This window comes from Chitinophagales bacterium, assembly GCA_016787225.1.
Classification (GTDB): Bacteria; Bacteroidota; Bacteroidia; order Chitinophagales; family JADJOU01; genus CHPMRC01.
Window position 1 is genome coordinate 127288 of the sequence record JAEUUY010000022.1, and the last position, 17971, is coordinate 145258.

19 protein-coding genes are annotated in these 17971 nt (G+C 35.9%); 4 read left to right on the forward strand and 15 right to left on the reverse strand.

What is annotated here, in order from left to right:
- Positions 1–10: 10 nt before the first annotated feature.
- From JNL75_08380 to JNL75_08425, 10 genes are all read right to left on the reverse strand, one after another.
- On the reverse strand, positions 11–1672 hold the full coding sequence (locus JNL75_08380; protein MBL7789825.1) for a hypothetical protein: 1662 nt from the start codon (positions 1670–1672) through the stop codon (positions 11–13).
- Positions 1666–2166 carry an LptE family protein gene (locus JNL75_08385; protein ID MBL7789826.1) on the reverse strand — a complete coding sequence of 167 codons (501 nt, stop codon included), beginning with the start codon at positions 2164–2166 and terminating at the stop codon, positions 1666–1668. Before JNL75_08385 ends, JNL75_08380 begins: the two co-directional genes overlap by 7 nt.
- Positions 2163–3404, reverse strand: a complete 1242-nt coding sequence (locus JNL75_08390) for a sigma-54-dependent Fis family transcriptional regulator (protein MBL7789827.1) — start codon at positions 3402–3404, stop codon at positions 2163–2165. The genes JNL75_08385 and JNL75_08390 overlap by 4 nt, the downstream gene beginning before the upstream one ends.
- A 2-nt stretch (positions 3405–3406) precedes the next feature.
- Positions 3407–4873 carry a tRNA (N6-isopentenyl adenosine(37)-C2)-methylthiotransferase MiaB gene (gene miaB, locus JNL75_08395; GenBank protein ID MBL7789828.1) on the reverse strand — a complete coding sequence of 489 codons (1467 nt, stop codon included), beginning with the start codon at positions 4871–4873 and terminating at the stop codon, positions 3407–3409.
- A gap of 205 nt (positions 4874–5078) precedes the next feature.
- Positions 5079–5672 (reverse strand): HD domain-containing protein, encoded by a 594-nt coding sequence (locus JNL75_08400; protein ID MBL7789829.1) that lies wholly within the window; start codon positions 5670–5672, stop codon positions 5079–5081.
- 4 nt (positions 5673–5676) lie between these two features.
- Positions 5677–6018: a diacylglycerol kinase gene (locus JNL75_08405; protein ID MBL7789830.1), complete on the reverse strand. Its 342-nt coding sequence runs from the start codon at positions 6016–6018 to the stop codon at positions 5677–5679.
- On the reverse strand, positions 6015–6617 hold the full coding sequence (locus JNL75_08410) for a Uma2 family endonuclease (protein ID MBL7789831.1): 603 nt from the start codon (positions 6615–6617) through the stop codon (positions 6015–6017). The genes JNL75_08405 and JNL75_08410 overlap by 4 nt, the downstream gene beginning before the upstream one ends.
- A 31-nt stretch (positions 6618–6648) precedes the next feature.
- Positions 6649–7107 (reverse strand): D-tyrosyl-tRNA(Tyr) deacylase, encoded by a 459-nt coding sequence (locus JNL75_08415; GenBank protein ID MBL7789832.1) that lies wholly within the window; start codon positions 7105–7107, stop codon positions 6649–6651.
- 2 nt (positions 7108–7109) lie between these two features.
- Positions 7110–8069, reverse strand: a complete 960-nt coding sequence (gene rsgA, locus JNL75_08420) for a ribosome small subunit-dependent GTPase A (protein ID MBL7789833.1) — start codon at positions 8067–8069, stop codon at positions 7110–7112.
- A 55-nt stretch (positions 8070–8124) separates the two neighbouring features.
- Positions 8125–8949 carry a lysophospholipase gene (locus JNL75_08425; GenBank protein ID MBL7789834.1) on the reverse strand — a complete coding sequence of 275 codons (825 nt, stop codon included), beginning with the start codon at positions 8947–8949 and terminating at the stop codon, positions 8125–8127.
- A 70-nt stretch (positions 8950–9019) separates the two neighbouring features.
- Between JNL75_08425 and JNL75_08430 the strand changes: the two genes are divergently transcribed.
- The gene (locus tag JNL75_08430) at positions 9020–9412 is read left to right on the forward strand and encodes an ATP-binding protein (GenBank protein ID MBL7789835.1); all 393 of its coding nucleotides are present in this window, start codon (positions 9020–9022) and stop codon (positions 9410–9412) included.
- On the opposite strand, the gene JNL75_08435 is transcribed toward JNL75_08430, so the two are convergent.
- The 5 genes from JNL75_08435 to JNL75_08455 form a co-directional block, all read right to left on the reverse strand.
- Positions 9399–9956: a hypothetical protein gene (locus JNL75_08435; protein ID MBL7789836.1), complete on the reverse strand. Its 558-nt coding sequence runs from the start codon at positions 9954–9956 to the stop codon at positions 9399–9401. The genes JNL75_08430 and JNL75_08435 overlap by 14 nt on opposite strands.
- A gap of 436 nt (positions 9957–10392) precedes the next feature.
- A complete protein-coding gene (locus tag JNL75_08440; protein MBL7789837.1) occupies positions 10393–12516 on the reverse strand; it encodes a polyribonucleotide nucleotidyltransferase in 2124 nt (707 codons plus the stop codon).
- 86 nt (positions 12517–12602) lie between these two features.
- Positions 12603–12872, reverse strand: coding sequence for a 30S ribosomal protein S15 (gene rpsO / locus JNL75_08445; protein MBL7789838.1), 270 nt, complete (start codon positions 12870–12872; stop codon positions 12603–12605).
- A gap of 73 nt (positions 12873–12945) precedes the next feature.
- Positions 12946–13986: a T9SS type A sorting domain-containing protein gene (locus JNL75_08450; GenBank protein ID MBL7789839.1), complete on the reverse strand. Its 1041-nt coding sequence runs from the start codon at positions 13984–13986 to the stop codon at positions 12946–12948.
- A gap of 1 nt (position 13987) precedes the next feature.
- On the reverse strand, positions 13988–14350 hold the full coding sequence (locus JNL75_08455; GenBank protein ID MBL7789840.1) for a phage holin family protein: 363 nt from the start codon (positions 14348–14350) through the stop codon (positions 13988–13990).
- 66 nt (positions 14351–14416) lie between these two features.
- On the opposite strand from JNL75_08455, the gene JNL75_08460 reads away from it, so the two are divergent.
- The 3 genes from JNL75_08460 (at position 14417) to JNL75_08470 (ending at position 17971) form a co-directional block, all read left to right on the forward strand.
- Positions 14417–15661, forward strand: a complete 1245-nt coding sequence (locus JNL75_08460) for a cystathionine gamma-synthase family protein (protein ID MBL7789841.1) — start codon at positions 14417–14419, stop codon at positions 15659–15661.
- A gap of 10 nt (positions 15662–15671) precedes the next feature.
- The gene (locus JNL75_08465; protein ID MBL7789842.1) at positions 15672–16595 is read left to right on the forward strand and encodes a glycosyltransferase family 2 protein; all 924 of its coding nucleotides are present in this window, start codon (positions 15672–15674) and stop codon (positions 16593–16595) included.
- A gap of 527 nt (positions 16596–17122) precedes the next feature.
- A complete protein-coding gene (locus JNL75_08470) occupies positions 17123–17971 on the forward strand; it encodes a hypothetical protein (GenBank protein ID MBL7789843.1) in 849 nt (282 codons plus the stop codon).

A 17971-nucleotide genomic window follows, 5' to 3' on the forward strand; every position in this document is an offset into this window, starting at 1 on the left:
TTGATTTATATTATTTTCTCAAATTTTCAATTTGGAGTGCAAAGAAACTACTTTTTTCGGGAATTAAGCTAATTAATTTTTCATAAATTTCAATGGCTTTGGCTATATTTCCCTGCTGATGGTATAAGATGGCTAAGGTCTCAGATACGATATCTATAGGTTGCAGGCTTAACTGCGCCTCATCTTGAATTCTCATATCCGTTGGAGTCTTTCTGCTAACCTTCTTCATTTCTACTTGTGTTTTGAAAAAATTATCCTTCAAAACGCCATCTAATTCATCGTCTCTGTTGATTCCTTGCCCTTCGCGATGAATGGATTCTTGTATAAGAATATTTAAAGCATTCGATTGAATAGATTTTGATAATTCTACTTCTTCCGATTCCTTCTCCTCGGCTGTTATTCTACTTTTAATTTCTTCTGAGATTTCTGATTCCTTATTAAATGTTGATAGCCAGCTATTAAAATCTTTTACTTCATTATCTTGTTTTGAGGAACTATTAAACAAAATTTTCGAGTCTGTTACTTCTTCATTCGATTTGGAAGTAAGGTTTTCGTCGAGCGTTGCTTCTTTGCTTAATTGGTCGTCAATAGCTATTATCTCATAAGCTGCGGGGAGTATATAATTATTTTCTTTTCTAGTCTCAAACTGTATAACATCATCTGCATCAGTTACTATGATATCTTCACTGATTTTATCAAGTTCAATTTCCGTTTGAGAATAAATCTCATTCTCATCAATTGTTTGACTTTCATGTTCTTGAATCTCTTTTTGTTCGCTGCTGACATCAATTTCAAATTCGATAGAATTCTCTTGCTCAAGTTTTTCTGCTAATTCCTCATCGGAACTAGTATTTTCAAAATCCAATTCTAAATCCAAGGCTTCGTGTGAGAGCGTTTCAGGGTCTGAATTGGAAAGACTGAGTTCTAAAACATCATAGGTTTCTTCTTTTAGATTACTCTCAGTGAGTCTACTAGCTAGCTCTTCTTCTGAGGTATCTTCGTCTAATAAAAACTCTATATCCAAGGATTCAATAGGATTATAGTCATTTTGTGAATCAATCACCATGCCATCCAAATTATTTTCAAAACCCGTTGAATCAATATTATTGCTGCTATCTTGATCTAGATTATTCTGTTCTCCAATGTTTGGTCGTATTTCTTGGTTAGGAATCTCTACCTCCTGATGGCTATTGCTAGTCTCGTTATCGATTAATTCTTCTTGTAGCTCTTCTGATATAGCTGTGTCAGATAATGGATGAATCACTTCGTCAGAGATAGACCCATCTTGGCCAAACTCCTTAGGAATCGCATCATCGCTTTCTTTCAAGTCAGTATTAGCATCTGTTATTGAGCTAATTGGTGTTGATTCAATTATATCAATATGAATATCATGAATCGATGCAGCTGAATGGGCATCATTGTCAAGATTTTGGTTATCAGCAGAATTTGATGAATATGTAGAAAAGATTCGTGCATAAGCTTCTAATTTCTTCTGCTGAAGTCCAAAGAAGTTGGCATCCGTTAAACTTAGATTTTCTAAGCTATTTTTTCTGAGTAGTTTAGCAATAAGAGTAAATTGATAAAAGGGATAGTCATGAATTATCCCATCTAATTCAGTAGAATCTATATCTATATACTTCAATATAGGTAAAGGAAGTTTCTCGCCTACCATGTAGAAAACATTTTATTGAAAATGGAATTACAAAGGTTAGTAGATATGTTGCGAATAAATTTATCCTCTTGACCTGTAATATCATTTTCATAAACCTCAAAATTAGTAAATGATTCTGTCCATTGTACTTTTTTATCTGTGACGACATCTTTAAATTCTATTCTCACTGAAATGTCTAAGCGATATCGAGTAGAGAAACTACCAGTAGTAGGTGCTTGAGGCGTAATTCTATAATCAGAGATAAAGCCTTTAATCTGATAATCTCCATTTGCGTCGAGTACTTTGAGACCTCCATCGCGCGCCATTTTATTGCGCAGTTCTTGATTAAAAATATTGTCAATAGTAGACCAAGCATTTGGAGCTTTATTTTGTATATAGTCTATCGAAATAGTTTTTACCTCTTTGGGAATAGATGCCCCAGAAAAAGAATACACTCCACAAGATGAGCAGAAGCTAAGACAGAAAAGAAGTAGATAGGTTAAAGTGTTTCTCATTCTTCTATATCGTAGTCAATAATTTTTCTATAAAGTGTACGTTCACTAATCCCGAGTTCTTCCGCAGCATATTTTCGTTTACCTCTATGTTTTTTTAAGGCAGAAATGATAAATTTCTTCTCCATATCTACTAGGTTGAGATTATCGGGGAGCAACTCACTTTGTTGATGTCTCGAATTTGTAGAATTTCGTTCTGGTAATTCTATGACATTAGGAGTAAATCCTCCAATCGCTCTCGATGCAGGCAAATATCTATCTACGGATACTATTCGCGTATCACCTCCATCTGAGGTAGTTTCATAACTAGCTGTAGTATTTTTTGTCAACTCGAAAAACATTCTTTTCAAGTCATTCATATCTTGTTTTAACTCTACTAGCATTTTCAAAGTCAGTTCATTTCCCATTTGAGAAAAATCTCCTGAAGTTCCTGCACTACTAAAATTAAGAGCGGTGGAGCTATTAGGAATAAATCGAGCGATATCTTCTGGATATAAATACTCTGCATCAGTGAGAATACTTACCTGCTCCGCTACACTTTTTAGCTGTCTTATATTTCCTGGCCAGCGATAGTTGATGATCATTTCCTTGGCTTCCTCAGAGAGTTGCGGCGCTTTTATTTTATTTTTTTCGCAGAAATCGACAGAGAATTTTCTAAATAGCAATGCGATGTCATTTCCGCGTTCTCTAAGAGGTGGCACTATGATAGGCACAGTATTGAGTCTATAATATAAATCTTCCCTAAATTTTCCTTTCTGCACCGCATCTAATAGATTGACATTGGTCGCTGCGATGACACGTACATCTGTTTTGAGCACCTGCGATGCTCCTACTTTGATATATTCACCGTTTTGAAGCAATCGCAGAAGACGCGACTGTGTCCCCAATGGCATTTCTGCTATTTCATCGAGAAAAATGGTTCCTCCATTGACTGTTTCAAAATATCCTTTTCTATTATCGGTAGCACCGGTAAACGAACCTTTTTCATGCCCAAACAATTCGGAATCTATCGTGCCTTCTGGAATAGCTCCACAGTTAATAGCAATAAATGGTCCGTGTTTTCTCGGACTGAGTTGATGAATAATTTTTGAAAAAACTTCCTTTCCTACACCACTTTCACCTAAAATCAGTACAGTTAAATCAGTCGGGGCTACTTTTTCAGCAGTTGTCAAGGCATAATTCAGCGCAGGCGAATTGCCTATAATATCAAATTTGTTTTTAAGGGCTTGGAGTTCCTGCATCGTTACAAGTCAATTTTTCTTATAGCATTTCCAAAAAGAGTTACCTGCGTACAGTCCGTAATTTCCACTTCCACATAGTCACCTATCTTCCAGTTATCTTTTGCTATGACTACTTTCTTATTTCCATCCGTTCTGCCTACAAGTTGCTGATCAGAGCGTCTGGCGGTATACTCCAGCAATACAATTTGTTTCGTCCCTATTTGCTGCTGATGACGAAGCAAGGCATGCTGGTTTTGCTTAGCTATAATTTCTTCCAATCTTCTCTTTTTCACATCCTCTGGGATATCATCCTCATATTTTTTCGCTGCGAGCGTTCCCGGTCTTTCACTATAGAAAAACATATAGTTTAGGTCATATATCACCTCGTCCATTAAGGAAAGCGTCTCTTGATGTTCCTCTTCCGTTTCGCCACAAAAGCCAGCTATGATATCCGAAGAAATAGCACAATTCGGCATATATTTACGAATAGCCGCTATTCTATCCAGATACCACTCCCTAGTATAAGTTCTATTCATGCGGTCGAGCACCGAACTGCTGCCGCTCTGCACAGGAAGGTGAATATAATTGCATATATTCTCATAGCGACTCATGACTTCGAGCACATCATCGCTCATATCTTTGGGATGTGATGTAGAGAAACGCACACGCAGAGCAGGAGAGACCTTGGCTACCAACTCTAATAATTTAGAAAAGTTAATTACGCCTTCTTCAAACTTGGCATCTACGAGATTTTTCCCACGTAGTTTTTCATCTTCGCTCCAGCGATAGCTATCTACATTTTGTCCTAGCAGCGTCACTTCTTTATAGCCTTGACGAACCATCTCTTCTGCTTCTTTCACTATAGTCAAGGCTGAACGACTTCGTTCGCGCCCTCTAGTAAAAGGTACTACGCAGAAAGCACACATGTTGTCACAACCTCGCATAATGGAAATAAACCCTGTCACACCATTGGAGCTATAACGCACGGGAGCTATGTCCGCATAGGTTTCTTCTCTACTCAGCAATACATTGACTGCTTTTTGTCCACCATCCACATCGCTAATCATTCGAGGTAAATCTCGGTAAGTATCTGGTCCTGCTACGAGGTCCACCAATTTTTCTTCGTCTATCAATTTTGATTTCAAACGCTCTGCCATACAACCTAGCACACCTACCACCAGACCTTTCTTATTTTTCTTCAAAAAATTAAGTTGGGTCAATCGATTTCTAACCGTTTGTTCTGCCTTGTCGCGAATGGAGCAGGTATTGAGAAATATCAAATCGGCTTCCTTCTCGTCGGCTGTTCCTTGATAGCCCGATTGATTGAGCACGGCAGCTACGATTTCACTGTCGCTGACATTCATTTGACAACCATAGCTCTCTATATAATATTTCTTAGAATTCGATGCAGGAATGTCAGTCTCATTTCCTTTGGAAGAAATGATTACATCATTCTCTAGTAAATCGGTATGGTATATCTGTTCGCTCATTTAGATTGCCCCTGTATGGGAGGGCAAAGATAGTAAAAATATGACAAAATGGCAAGGGGAGATTGAAGAAAGATGAAATACCAATAGCGGTTTTAAAATGGTCCAATCCATTTTAAAACCTTGCTATGGTAAATGCCGCAGCTGTATTTGTTTAGTGCAATGAGCCATGCGACATTGGACTATTACGAATACGCTTACGGTATAATTATAAATTCACAAACAAATTTTCTGTATTCGCTTGATTCAAAACACCTTGAGCATAGTTCCATAATACCTCCGATCCCTCCGCTATCACTTTATTTTTAGCTACTACCTGTTCGTATTGAACTCCGTTTTCTTTCCAAGTACTGCCTTGATTGAGATAGTTGGCATACATGGGTTGAAAGCGGTCTATACTTCCGGCAAATTTAGCTTCAGCTGTTTTCTTCTCTTCAAATTCGAGCCATAAGTCTATAAATTCCTTTTTCTGATTATCAGGTAATATTCCGAAAATGCGCTCTGCTGCTTGCTTTTCTTTTTCAAAAACTTCATCGCGATGGTTCGCATATAGAAATGTGTCGCCTGCATCGATTTCTACTATGTCATGTATGAGTAGCATTTTGATGACTTTGAATACATCTATAGGCTCATTGGAATATTGGGCGAGTACCATAGCCATCATACAAATATGCCATGAGTGTTCGGCATCATTTTCATATTTCTCTCCCGTATAGGTTTTTGATTTTCTGTAGATAGATTTGACTTTATCTATTTCTCGGAGAAATTCTAATTGCTTATAAAAATCCTGAGATAGCGTCATAGGGCTATAATTTTCCATATACGATGATACACCATACACATACTGATATTATGGCTAAAACAAGCACAGCACCTGCTGCACAGTCTTTAACGATTTTGGCTAGTTCAGAGAATTCTTGCGTAGTCAAATCGACAACAGATTCGATAGCTGTATTCATTAGTTCTGCAAAAAAAACCAGAGCAGACAATATCAAGCACACAATGACCTCCCATTTTTCAAATTGAAAAAAATAAGAGGATATCAAAAGAAAAATAAATCCGACTAGGTGAATGCGAAAGTTTAATTGTGTACGAAAACAATAAGAAATTCCCTGCCACGCATATCGAAAAGATTGGAAGAGTCTCATACAGCTGGATTCTCTGGAAATAAGTCGCCCAATAGAAACGATAAGTCAGAGAATATGTATGAATTTACTACATCCGTCGAGATAACAGGATGCTTACCTACGAAAATTCCATTCTCTAATACAAAAATGAAAAGTTGTTTTTCGGTGGGGTGAATTACCCAGTATTCACGCACTCCATTTTCTTGATACAAATCATATTTATGTTTCATTTCCTTGTCCGAATTGCCTGGCGACAAAATTTCTACGACTAAATCTGGTGCACCAAGACAGCCTCGTTCTTCTATTTTAGATAAATCACAAATCACACAGAGGTCTGGTTGAACCACGGTGTAGATGTCTGAATCTTTTTTAGATTTCTTAGCATCGAGTAGTCGCACATCAAAGGGTGCAAAGCGAACTTGACATGAGTGTTTTTTAAAATAATTATAAAGTAGTCCATGAAGCTCACTAAGAACTTGTTGATGAAGATTGCTTGGTGCTGGTGACATTGTCATGATTTTGCCCCGTATGAGTTCCACTCGCTCCTGGAACTGCCATAGCAGATAATCGGCATAGCTGTAAGTTTTATTGAAATCTAGCTGTGATAAACTGGTAATCATTTCTAGGATTTATACTACAAATATAGTCAAACTAGCCTGACTTCCTATTTTTACTATCATAAATTATAGTCACTGGACCATCATTCGTAAGACTCACTTTCATATCCGCAGCGAAAATTCCTGTGGCTACTTTACGACCTATTTGCAATGAAAGTTGAGTGCAAAATTCCTCAAACATAGTTTTAGCTTTATCAGGTGGGGCGGCTTCTATAAACGATGGACGATTTCCTTTTTTAGTATTGGCATAGAGGGTAAATTGACTGATGACTAGACAATTTCCTTCAATCGCTTTGATATCGAGATTCATCTTACCATCCTTATCTGCAAAAACCCGCAGTTGCGAAATTTTTGAAACGAGGTATTCTATATCTTCATGACTATCATCGACACCTACTCCTAGTAGTATTAGAAATCCTTTGTCGATAGCTCCCACTATATCTCCATCTACAGCTACACTGGCTTGACTCACACGTTGTACTACTGCTTTCATATTTACCGCTTGACCCAGTCTCTTTTTTTCAATTCCCAGCTACTTCCTTGCTCCTTGATATCTTCTAATATGCCTAGATAATTTTGATATCGCCATGGTGAAATTTTACCATCCTCTAAGGCTTCCAAAACTTTACAATCAGGTTCATTGATATGCATACAGTTGTGAAATTTACATTGATTGAGGTAAGGAACAAATTCAATGAAAAAATCCTTGACCTCATAATCCTCTGTGTGCAAGACTCCGAATTCTTTGATGCCGGGTGTATCTATTATTTCTGCATTTAATTTTTCAAGACGAAACAATTCTGAAAAGGTAGTAGTATGCATGCCTTTTTCATGTATCTTTGAGATTTCTCCAGTACGCAAATCTAGGCTGGGTTCAATACAATTGAGCAAACTTGATTTCCCGACACCAGAGTGCCCAGAAAAAAGACTACGTTTGTTCTTCAATAAATCTTTTAATTCCTCGACCCCTTGTCCTGTAATCGTAGAGGTAGTCAATACGTCGTAGCCGATAGATTCGTAGGTCTCTACCCAATCTTCGAGAATTGTTTTTTCCTTATCTGTGAGGTCATCTACCTTATTTATAATTATCAAAGTGGGAATGCGATAAGCCTCAGTGGTTACCAAAAATCGGTCAATAAATCCTGTTGAAGTTCGTGGGCGTTTAATAGCTGCGACTACTACAGCCAAGTCAATATTTGATGCTATGATATGCCGCAATGCCTTTCTTTTTGGGCTCTGGCGAATGACATAGTTTTTTCGTTCTTCGATACTAGCTATGACATAGTCATCGAGTTCTATCTCAATGGTAACACTATCACCTACAGCTATAGGGTTTGTATCCCGATTACCTTCGGTACGAAATATCCCTTTTAACCGAGCGGATAACTCTGCTTTTTTATCGGGGATATAGACCTGATACCATGTACCAGTGGATTTTGTTATTATGCCTTGCATTAGATTCTTTTTATTTTTCTATCTTGTAGGAACGCAACTCGAGGTGCATTCCTACCTACCTCATCACCACATGTACCGCCAACCAATCTATTATTTTTTCAAACAGTTCATCTCTACCCAAGTCGTGATGCAACTCATGAAAACCACCTTCAATGGATAAGAAATCAATTTTATCATTACCGCTAGCAAATTTTTTAGAAGCCTCATGGCTAGTCAGATTATCTCCACTGCCATGGAAAACCAAGGTAGGTAGATAGAATTCCTTAGCTCTTTCTACCATTTTCATTCCTTTGATATATAAGGGAAAAAATAATGCCGGAGTAATTCTACCATGTACCAGTTTGTCGGTTTTATATTTTTCAACTTCTTCAGGTATTCTACTGATAAAGTTTGGATTTAGGTTGGTTTTATCATGAAATTCTGGATAGATTTTATGCATCAACTTCCCTAGAAAATACTTGAAAGCATTCGGTTTCACTGCTAATTTAAACCAAGGAGAAGACAATACTATAGCCTTGACTTGTGGTTTACGTTTCAACACATAATTAGAGAGAATATTGCCACCCATACTATGCCCATAGAGAATAAGGGGTTTATTGGGAAAGTCTAATTTCACCTGCTCCAAAAAACTATCGATGACTTTATAGAAATCTGAAAATTTATAAATATAACCACGCTTTCCATTGCTTAAGCCGTGACCAGGAAGGTCGAGTGCGCACACGCCATAATTATATGCATTGAACTTTCTAGCCCAGAGTTCATATCGTCCTGAATGCTCTCCTAGTCCATGAATGAGAACAATGATAGCATTGCTGGTATCGCCCAGAAAATATTGATAATGGACTTTTTGATCCAAGAATGTAAAGTAATTATTTGACATTATCGTTAATATATTGAAACAAAAGTAGAAGAATTAGCGTTAAATTCATCGTAAATAAAGTCAAAACATAGTGGAGCTAGATTTTCTTTCAAGTCAATATTCGCTTTATCATTTAGAACACTTCTTTTGCTATCTGATGGAGGATGTGGCGGTATCGGCAGAGTTAAGGCATAAGATACGTCTATGTTTTCAGGAAGCAGTGACTAATGCAGTAGTGCATGGTAATAAAAGTGACGAGTCAAAATATGTTCATATAAGCTTAAGTCTATTAGAAAACCGACTTGTTTTTAGAATAAAAGATGAAGGGCAAGGATTTGACTTGATGCAAATAGAATGTCCACTCCAAGATAAAAATTTGACACAACCTAGAGGAAGAGGACTATTTCTCATCAATGAATATGCTGACACATATAGCTATGTGAATGAGGAAAAGACCCTAGTAATGGAGTTTAGTTTATTATGATAGTAGCTCGCTGTCTATCTTTTTCTTTATTTTTCCATTCATTGTGTATCCTTAAATTATCAAAATAAATGTATTGAAAGTCGCCAGCAATGATTTTATCTATGAAATGATTTTGAATGTAGTAGTTGTAATCTTCCGTTGATTTAGTCTTCCATTTGGTTTTCAGTTCCTCTTCAACTCCTGAAAAACCCCCTTCAATAGTGACTGAATTAAATTTATCAAATCTTATTTTCGTTATATTTTTACTTATTTCTTGAATATTTACTATTGATTCAACTCGCTCTTTATTATTACTAATATATATGATAAAGAGCGTATCTCTAATATTATACTCTTGAGCACCACTGTAATTATTTAACGGAGTTAGCTTGCTTAATAGTTCAGTTTTACTTATATTTACATTATACTCAATCGAATTTGTCTTATTTAAGATGATCTCTTCGTGAGGTAAAGTAGTTGCAACAGAGAAAAAGAAACAGCTTAATAATACTAATTTGTTGAATAAAGTAGCTTTCTTTACTACCTTAGAAAGTTTGTTTTTCAAATAATAAAATGAACATGGGAGAATTGTCAAGGCAATATAGTCTGAATAATCAACAACTCTATTGAATTTTAGACCAATTGAATTAAACTCATTAATAATTGGTTGAATAAAAGAGGATTTCCAAACTATGAATATAATGAGTGTAAAGATATAAATTGATTTTATCCTTTTTGGATATAGGGCTGATATGAAAAATGGAAAAATGAAAAGGCCAAAAAAATCAGATAACTTCCCTGTTAAGATGTTTGGGTATAAGATTTTGAATAAATGATCATTAAAAACAAGACCTGAAAGAAAAAACAAAAAAAAATAACTACTTAAAACGTCTAATCGAGAATCATTAAAATTCCAAGCCGATTTTAACGAATAGTAGAGTTCTTTCATAATAGGACTATACTTTATTTATTTATAGCCTCAAATAGATTTTATTTTCAGTTTACCTATCCTGCGGCTTACTATCTGGTCTTGGGATTAGTACTTTGCGGCTTAATTTATATTTTCCAGTTTTCTTATCGATGTCAATAAGTTTTACTTGCACAGGATCGCCTACTTTGAGCACACCTTCCATGGAGTCGAGTCTTCGCCACTCGATTTCTGAGATATGTAGAAGACCTTCTTTTCCTGGTAATATTTCTACAAATGCTCCAAAATCAACAATCGTTTTGACAGTAGCGTCATAGATTTCTCCTACCTCTGGTTTAGCCACTATTCCATTAATTTTCTTACTCGCAGCTGCTATATCATCGGCATTGTTTGCGAATATTTGAACATAACCCTTATCGTTTTTCTCTTCGATAGTGATGGTAGTATTAGTTTCAGCCTGAATACCTTGGATAATTTTACCACCAGGTCCTATCACTGCTCCTATAAACTCTTTATCGATGATTATTTCTACTAATCTAGGCGTATGTGGCTTCAACTCTGGATTCGATACAGCTATGGTTTTGTTCATTTCATTCAAGATATGAGTTCTTCCTTCCTTCGCTTGATTCAATGCCTCCATCAAAAGTTCGGCAGAAAGTCCATCAATTTTGATATCCATTTGGCATGCAGTGATACCTTTTGAAGTACCCGCTACTTTAAAGTCCATATCGCCTAAGTGATCTTCATCGCCTAAAATGTCAGAAAGGATGGCGTAATTTCCTTTATCATCTGTTATCAATCCCATAGCTATACCCGAAACTCCGCTTGTCATAGGTACGCCTGCATCCATCATAGATAAACTACCTGCGCATACCGTTGCCATAGAGGAACTACCATTGGATTCTAAGATGTCAGAAACTACTCTTATAGTATATGGGAAATTCGGATCTAATGCTTTCTCAAGGGCTCTTTGAGCTAGATTGCCATGACCTACCTCTCTGCGACCTACTCCTCTGTATGCATGTGCCTCGCCTGTAGAGAACGATGGGAAAGTATAATGTAAGATAAATTTCTTGCTATCTTGGAATACGGCACCATCAATACTTTGTTCATCCATTTTAGTACCGAGGGTTACAGTGGTCAATGACTGCGTTTCGCCTCTTGTGAAAACTGCCGAACCGTGTGGTGAAGGAAGGTAGTTGATTTCAGACCAAATAGGACGAATGTCTTTCATTCCTCTGCCATCGAGTCTTACTTTATTATCCAATATGACTCTTCTTACAGCTTCTTTCTTTACTTTACCATAGTAGAATTTGGTCAAAAACTCTTTTGCCAATTCTTCTTCGGTAAATGTACCTTTGCACTCTGTGATGATAGCCTCAAACGCTGCGCTGCGCTCATCTTTGCCACTTGCTGACTTGGCTACGGTTTGAATTTTGTCATAGCAAAAGTCTTTAATTTTTTTGTATAAATCTAAATCACTAGATTCATGGCAATATTCTCTTTTTTGAGTTTTACCAGCAGCTGTTTCTAGTTCTTTTTGTACCTGGCAATGTCCTTTGATGGCTTCATGGGCAAACATAATAGCATCAGCCATTTCTTTTTCAGAAATTTCGTTCATCTCGCCTTCTACCATCATGATATCCTTCTCCGTAGCGGCTATTATCATATCGATATCGCTGTCAGCCATTTCCTTTTGACTCGGATTGATAACATAGTTGCCATTGATGCGACCTACTCTCACCTCACTGACAGGACCATTAAATGGAATATCTGATACCATAATAGCCGAACTAGCAGCAAGACAAGCCAGAGTATCTGGCATGATTACATCATCTGCGCTTATTAGCGTAACCATAAGCATGGTATTGGCATGATAATCATCCGGAAAAAGTGGACGACATGCACGGTCAATGAGTCTTGAGATTAGAATCTCATGATCGCTTGGTCTTGTTTCTCTTTTCAAAAAACCACCTGGAAATCTACCTGTACTAGCAAATCGCTCTCTATAATCTACTGTTAACGGAAGGAAATCTACATTTTCACCTGCCTTATATTCTGATACGACAGTAGCCATAATCATGGTATTGCCTTGACGCACTACTACCGAGCCATGTGCCTGCTTAGCTAGTTTACCAGTTTCTATACTTATTTCTTGTCCATTAGCATGAACGATTTTCTTATTTACGATATTCATCTGAATTAATACTTTATAATTTAACAAAAAAAGCCGACAAATCTGAATTTATCGGCTTATAAATCAATCTACCTCAAAAAGGGAAATTATTTTCTTATTTTCAACTTAGCAATAATATCTCTGTATCGTCCGATATCAGATTTTGCTAGGTAATTAAGCAATTTTCTTCTTTGACCTACTAGCTTTATAAGTGAAAGCATAGTGTTTTTGTCATTCTTCTGACCTTTGAGATGCTCGGTCATACTAGCTATACGCTCAGTTAGCATAGCAATCTGAACTTCAGATTTGCCCGTATTCGTAGCCGAACCTCCATGCTCTAGAGCTAATTCTTTTTTTCTTTCTGCAGTTAAAGCCATATTACTTTAATTTTCTATTTTATTTATGAGGGTGCAAATATAATACTTATTTTTTGAATCTGAGCTTGTTTTTTTAATTTAATTGAATTCTATTGGTTACTAAATTATTGTTAATCTTCATCTTAACTATATAAATGCCACTTGAAAGGTATGATAAATCTACAGTTTCTGGTAAATGTATTTGTTTGGAAAATAATAGTTTGCCTTGATAGTTGTAAATGGATAGATAAGTGATTTCTTGAATATCAATTATATGTAGGGTTTTATTGGAAACAATGAGTTTTGGAGGGTCGGTTGAAACCTTTGAAATTGAACTATTCGCTTTCATGACAATATAAGGTTTTGAAACTGCAGGATTGGGAAAAGCTCCAAATTGACTGGAGTACATCCAGCAAGTAACCGTATCCCCGCCTCTAATAGTCGATGATGAATACATATCTTCGGTCGTTTTGGTCCCAATATTTTTCCCATTTACTTTCCATTGATACTCAGGAGTAGGGCCACCATTCGTAGGATATGCTTTGAAAGTAATTCTGGCATTAGGATCCTTATCATTGTACCATCCGAAAACTCTTACTTCAATACTCGCAGAATCACTAGATGTTAATTCATCAAATGAATAGCTATATTTGTTGCTAGGTTTATCGCCTGTGGCATCGTTGCTGTTGTCCACAGCGTTTAGATATGCTTCTAGTGTTACATTGCCGCTACCTTTGGCTGGTGCATTCCAGCGAGCAGATACCTGAAATTTGCTAGAATTTCCTAATATCTTTTGTTTATGTTCCCATATATTTCCAGATAATTGACAATCAGCTGATGGAGATGAAAAACTGCCCTTACCACCATGTGACATTTGAAATCCAAATCGATTTAAAGAGCCAGAATTTGTGCCATAAATAGTTATCACATAAGACTTTGTAGGGCTATATTTTACCATTTTATCCAGTGTTACTGGATCTCGCAATATTACGCTATCTATCGTGGTAGTGCCACTACCTCCACTGTGACAGTTATTACAGTTGAAATTATTAGCACCAGCACCTCCAGAGTTGCTATTGAATAGTGTCCATGCTAAAATTCCAATAAATAGAAAGTATAGTGTTTTAAATCTCATTTTAATCTTTATCTTTTAAGAAATAATCGATTACAGAGCTAGCTAATGCAAATAATATACTAAAGATAAAAGTATATTTCCAATTGGTAAACTCAAATGAATCGACTAATTTATCTGCAAAATAAACTATTATAAAATTGACAACAAATGAGAATAAACCAAATGTCAAGCAGTTTAATGGAAAAGTAAATATTTTTAATATAGGCTTGACAAATGTATTGAGTAAAACTAGTGCAGATAAAAAGATAATGACTGATTTGAAGTCATTGGGATTGGTAACTCGAATGTATGAGCCGTTATTGCAGAAAACTACAAAAAGGCTCAAAATAGCAGCCAGAATGAAAAATTTTATTATAAAATTCATTTGATTTATATTTTAGATACAAATATAGCTTTTATTTTACCTTTGTCGAAGATATAAATTAAAGTAATGAGCGATAAAAATATGAATCCTGAGAGTTTGATGATGACCTTAGGTTACAATCCTGAATGGTCAGAAGGAAGTGTCAAAACTCCTATTTTTCAAACGAGTACCTTTGTATTCAAATCTGCAGAAGAAGGCAAGCAATTTTTTGAGGTTATTACAGGTAAGAAATCGCTGCCTGCTGGTCAAACCAATGGTTTAGTTTATAGTAGATTTAATAATCCTAATTTAGAGATAGTAGAAAATAGACTCGCGGTCTATGAAAAAGGAGCAGAGGATGCCTGTGTATTTGAAAGTGGAATGGCTGCTATTTCTACGGCTCTGCTTGAGTTTATGCGCCCTGGTGATGTGGTTTTACATTCCAATCCGTTGTATGGTGGTACAGATACTTTTTTCAAATCTATATTGTCTCGCTATCATATTTCTTCTCATGGATTTATGCCTGGAGATAAAGAAGCAGATATTATGCAGGCTATAGAAGCGGCAGGCATCAAGGATAAAATTTCTGTCATATTTGTAGAGACTCCTGCCAATCCGAATAATGTTCTCATTGATATCGCAATGTGTGTATCGATAGCCAAAAAGTTATCTACCCCAGATAAGAAAGTATTAGTAATAGCTGATAATACGTATATGGGTCCTATTTGGCAGCATCCTATAGCTATGGGTGCAGACCTATGCGTGTATAGTGCTACTAAGTATCTTGGTGGTCATAGTGATATCGTAGCCGGTGCCTGCATGGGTAGTAAGGAACTGATAGCACGTGTCAAGAAAATGAGAAATAACTTAGGTGGAATGAGTGGTCCTCACACTGCTTGGCTTTTAACGAGAAGCCTAGAGACTTTGAAACTGCGCATGGAGAAACAATGCGAAAATGCAAAGGTAGTAGCAAAATATCTTCGCAGCCATCCTATGGTAGAGAAAGTTTATTATTTCGACCAGTTTGAAGATGCAGAACAGGAGAGACTTTATAGGGCACAGTGTTCTGAACCAGGTGCAATGATTTCATTTGATGTAAAAGGTGGGGAAGCGCCATGCTTTAAGTTTCTGAATAAATTAAAACTCATAAAATTGGCAGTGAGCCTGGGTAGCACAGAGAGTTTGATTCAGCATCCTTATTCTATGACACATGCCGGTGTGCCTGAAGATATAAAAGCAAAAATTAATGTAACTGATAAATTAATACGCTTCTCTGTAGGTGTAGAAAATCCGCAAGATTTGATAGCGGATATCCAGCAGGCCTTTAATTAAAAATTTGTCAATGAAAGTAAGTGTAGTAGTACCTTGTTATAATGAAGAGTCGGTTATTGAGGAGACCAATAATCAACTTAACGGTGTTTTGTCTACTCATTTTAACGATTATGAAATAGTCTATGTCAATGATGGCAGTAGAGATAAAACCCGAGAAATTTTAATCTCATTTCATGAGAAATTTCCAAAGATAAAGTCTATACATTTTTCGAGAAATTTTGGTCATCAGCCTGCAGTTTCCGCTGGTATAAAGCACGCACTAGGAGACTATATTATAATTATTGACGCTGATCTGCAAGATCCCCCAGCTTTGATACCAGATATGGTGGAGCTCGCACAAAAAGAAAAGGCTAATGTAGTATATGCTGTCAGAAAATCACGAATGGGCGAATCATGGTTTAAGAAAATGACTGCTAAGTATTATTATCGATTGATTAATTCGATGTCGGAAACGCAGTTACCGCTTGATACAGGAGATTTTAGATTGATAGATCGAAAGGTGGCAGATGTATTTAATAATATCGAAGAACGTCAAAAATATATCCGAGGTCTAATTAGTTGGATAGGCTTCAAGCAAATACCAATAGAATATCATCGGGAAGAGCGATTCGCAGGGGAGACGCATTATCCTCTTTCGAAAATGATACAATTTGCTATGCGAGGTTTGCTCTATTTTTCAAAGAAGCCCTTAACTTTGGCTACTAATATTGGCTTAGTATTAGTTGTGATTAGTGTATTGTTTTTTATAGCACAATTTTTGAAATATATTTTTTATCCTGAAACATTCGAAATAGGTTGGATGTCTATCTTCGGGTCTATTATTTTTTTTGGCGGCATACAAATGTTATCACTCGGCGTTTTAGGAGCCTATATAGGCAATATTTTTGATGAGATAAAAAATAGACCAGAGTATATAATAGATGAAGTAATTTGAATTTACCACAAACATTTAAGCTACTATTTTACCCACTGATAGTTTTAACCCTCTCTTGGGTACATTATTTTTCTACTAATTCCTTGCGTGTTGATTTTAATCCAATAGAGCCTTTCAGCTTGCGAGTAGTATGTTTTATAATGTTAGTTGTTTCGTATATACTATACTATTATCAAATATATAAAGTCATTTTTGATGGTATTCGACCTAATTTATCATATAGGAAATTAGCTTATTTCTACGTTGTGGTTGGCTTTTTCACACTACCCATTTTTAGCAATGATTTTTTTTCATTATTGACCTATTCAGACTCATTTCTAAATGGTTATTCAATTTATACTGCTTTCGATGCTGACACTCAATCACAATTTGGAATTTTTGTGAATCCAATCTATTCTCAGGTGAATTGCAAATACGGACCTGTGAATGTTTTATTAATGTCAATTCCAATTTTAATTGGAAGTAAGAATTTCGTGCTAATTTTTTGGATTTCAAAATTCATTTTTCTTCTATTCACTATACTTTATGTGGAAGCAGTATTGCATTTTATGGAAAATTATGACAATCGTTTTCTTATAGCTGCGTTGATTCCAGTATGGTTTATTCAGGGGTTAGGCCAATTTCATAATGATATTGTAGGGGTATCTCTCATTGCTTGGGGATATTTGTTATTATTAAAAGACAAGTTGTTACCGAGTATTTTGTTGTTATCTATAGCAGCACTTTCCAAGTTTACTTTTCTTGTTTTCTTAGGGGTGCCTTTTTTATATCAAATGGAGCGAAACTATTTACTTAGTTTGAAAGTGCTTTTTAAACTCGGAATATTAATAACTACAGTTTTCTGTCTACTTGGAATTTTATTTTATTACCCATTTGTTCAGAATTTAAGTGAGATCTTAGCTCCATTCAAAGTGATGAATGAAGGTATTCCTTCTAGTACGTTTGCCGATTTAACAGCTTATTTAATGTCGTTTTTTAATCATAGCTTACTAGGAAATTTTGCTATTACAATGCCTATGTTTCGTGTAATAGGATTATGTTTTTTTGTTTTTCTTGCTTTCGTTTATTTGTTGAATTATAAGAATGAAAATAGTCATAGAGTTTTTATATTGAGTGTTTTTTCAGTACTTATACTTGTTTATTCCCATAGATTTCTTCCATGGTATTTAATGGTCATGCCACTTTTTATTGTATTGCCAAATAGAAGCGATTGGGCTAAATGGCTGTTTTGGATTTCTTTTTGGTCTATGTTCCAGGATTTTGCGATTATGCTTGATACCACAAATATTTATGGACAAATTGTAATGGCATTATCTGTAGTATTTACAGTGCTTCTTTTTTTCTACAAGATTAGAGCACGATTTTTTAATTATTAA

Bases quoted from the DNA above. Each gene is read 5' to 3' on its own strand.
- JNL75_08380 (MBL7789825.1), bottom strand. From the start codon at position 1,672: ATGGTAGGCGAGAAACTTCCTTTACCTATATTGAAGTATATAGATATA.
- JNL75_08385 (MBL7789826.1), bottom strand. From the start codon at position 2,166: ATGAGAAACACTTTAACCTATCTACTTCTTTTCTGTCTTAGCTTCTGC.
- JNL75_08390 (MBL7789827.1), bottom strand. From the start codon at position 3,404: ATGCAGGAACTCCAAGCCCTTAAAAACAAATTTGATATTATAGGCAAT.
- miaB (MBL7789828.1), bottom strand. From the start codon at position 4,873: ATGAGCGAACAGATATACCATACCGATTTACTAGAGAATGATGTAATC.
- JNL75_08400 (MBL7789829.1), bottom strand. From the start codon at position 5,672: ATGACGCTATCTCAGGATTTTTATAAGCAATTAGAATTTCTCCGAGAA.
- JNL75_08405 (MBL7789830.1), bottom strand. From the start codon at position 6,018: ATGAGACTCTTCCAATCTTTTCGATATGCGTGGCAGGGAATTTCTTAT.
- JNL75_08410 (MBL7789831.1), bottom strand. From the start codon at position 6,617: ATGATTACCAGTTTATCACAGCTAGATTTCAATAAAACTTACAGCTAT.
- JNL75_08415 (MBL7789832.1), bottom strand. From the start codon at position 7,107: ATGAAAGCAGTAGTACAACGTGTGAGTCAAGCCAGTGTAGCTGTAGAT.
- rsgA (MBL7789833.1), bottom strand. From the start codon at position 8,069: ATGCAAGGCATAATAACAAAATCCACTGGTACATGGTATCAGGTCTAT.
- JNL75_08425 (MBL7789834.1), bottom strand. From the start codon at position 8,949: ATGTCAAATAATTACTTTACATTCTTGGATCAAAAAGTCCATTATCAA.
- JNL75_08440 (MBL7789837.1), bottom strand. From the start codon at position 12,516: ATGAATATCGTAAATAAGAAAATCGTTCATGCTAATGGACAAGAAATA.
- rpsO (MBL7789838.1), bottom strand. From the start codon at position 12,872: ATGGCTTTAACTGCAGAAAGAAAAAAAGAATTAGCTCTAGAGCATGGA.
- JNL75_08450 (MBL7789839.1), bottom strand. From the start codon at position 13,986: ATGAGATTTAAAACACTATACTTTCTATTTATTGGAATTTTAGCATGG.
- JNL75_08455 (MBL7789840.1), bottom strand. From the start codon at position 14,350: ATGAATTTTATAATAAAATTTTTCATTCTGGCTGCTATTTTGAGCCTT.
- JNL75_08460 (MBL7789841.1), top strand. From the start codon at position 14,417: ATGAGCGATAAAAATATGAATCCTGAGAGTTTGATGATGACCTTAGGT.
- JNL75_08465 (MBL7789842.1), top strand. From the start codon at position 15,672: ATGAAAGTAAGTGTAGTAGTACCTTGTTATAATGAAGAGTCGGTTATT.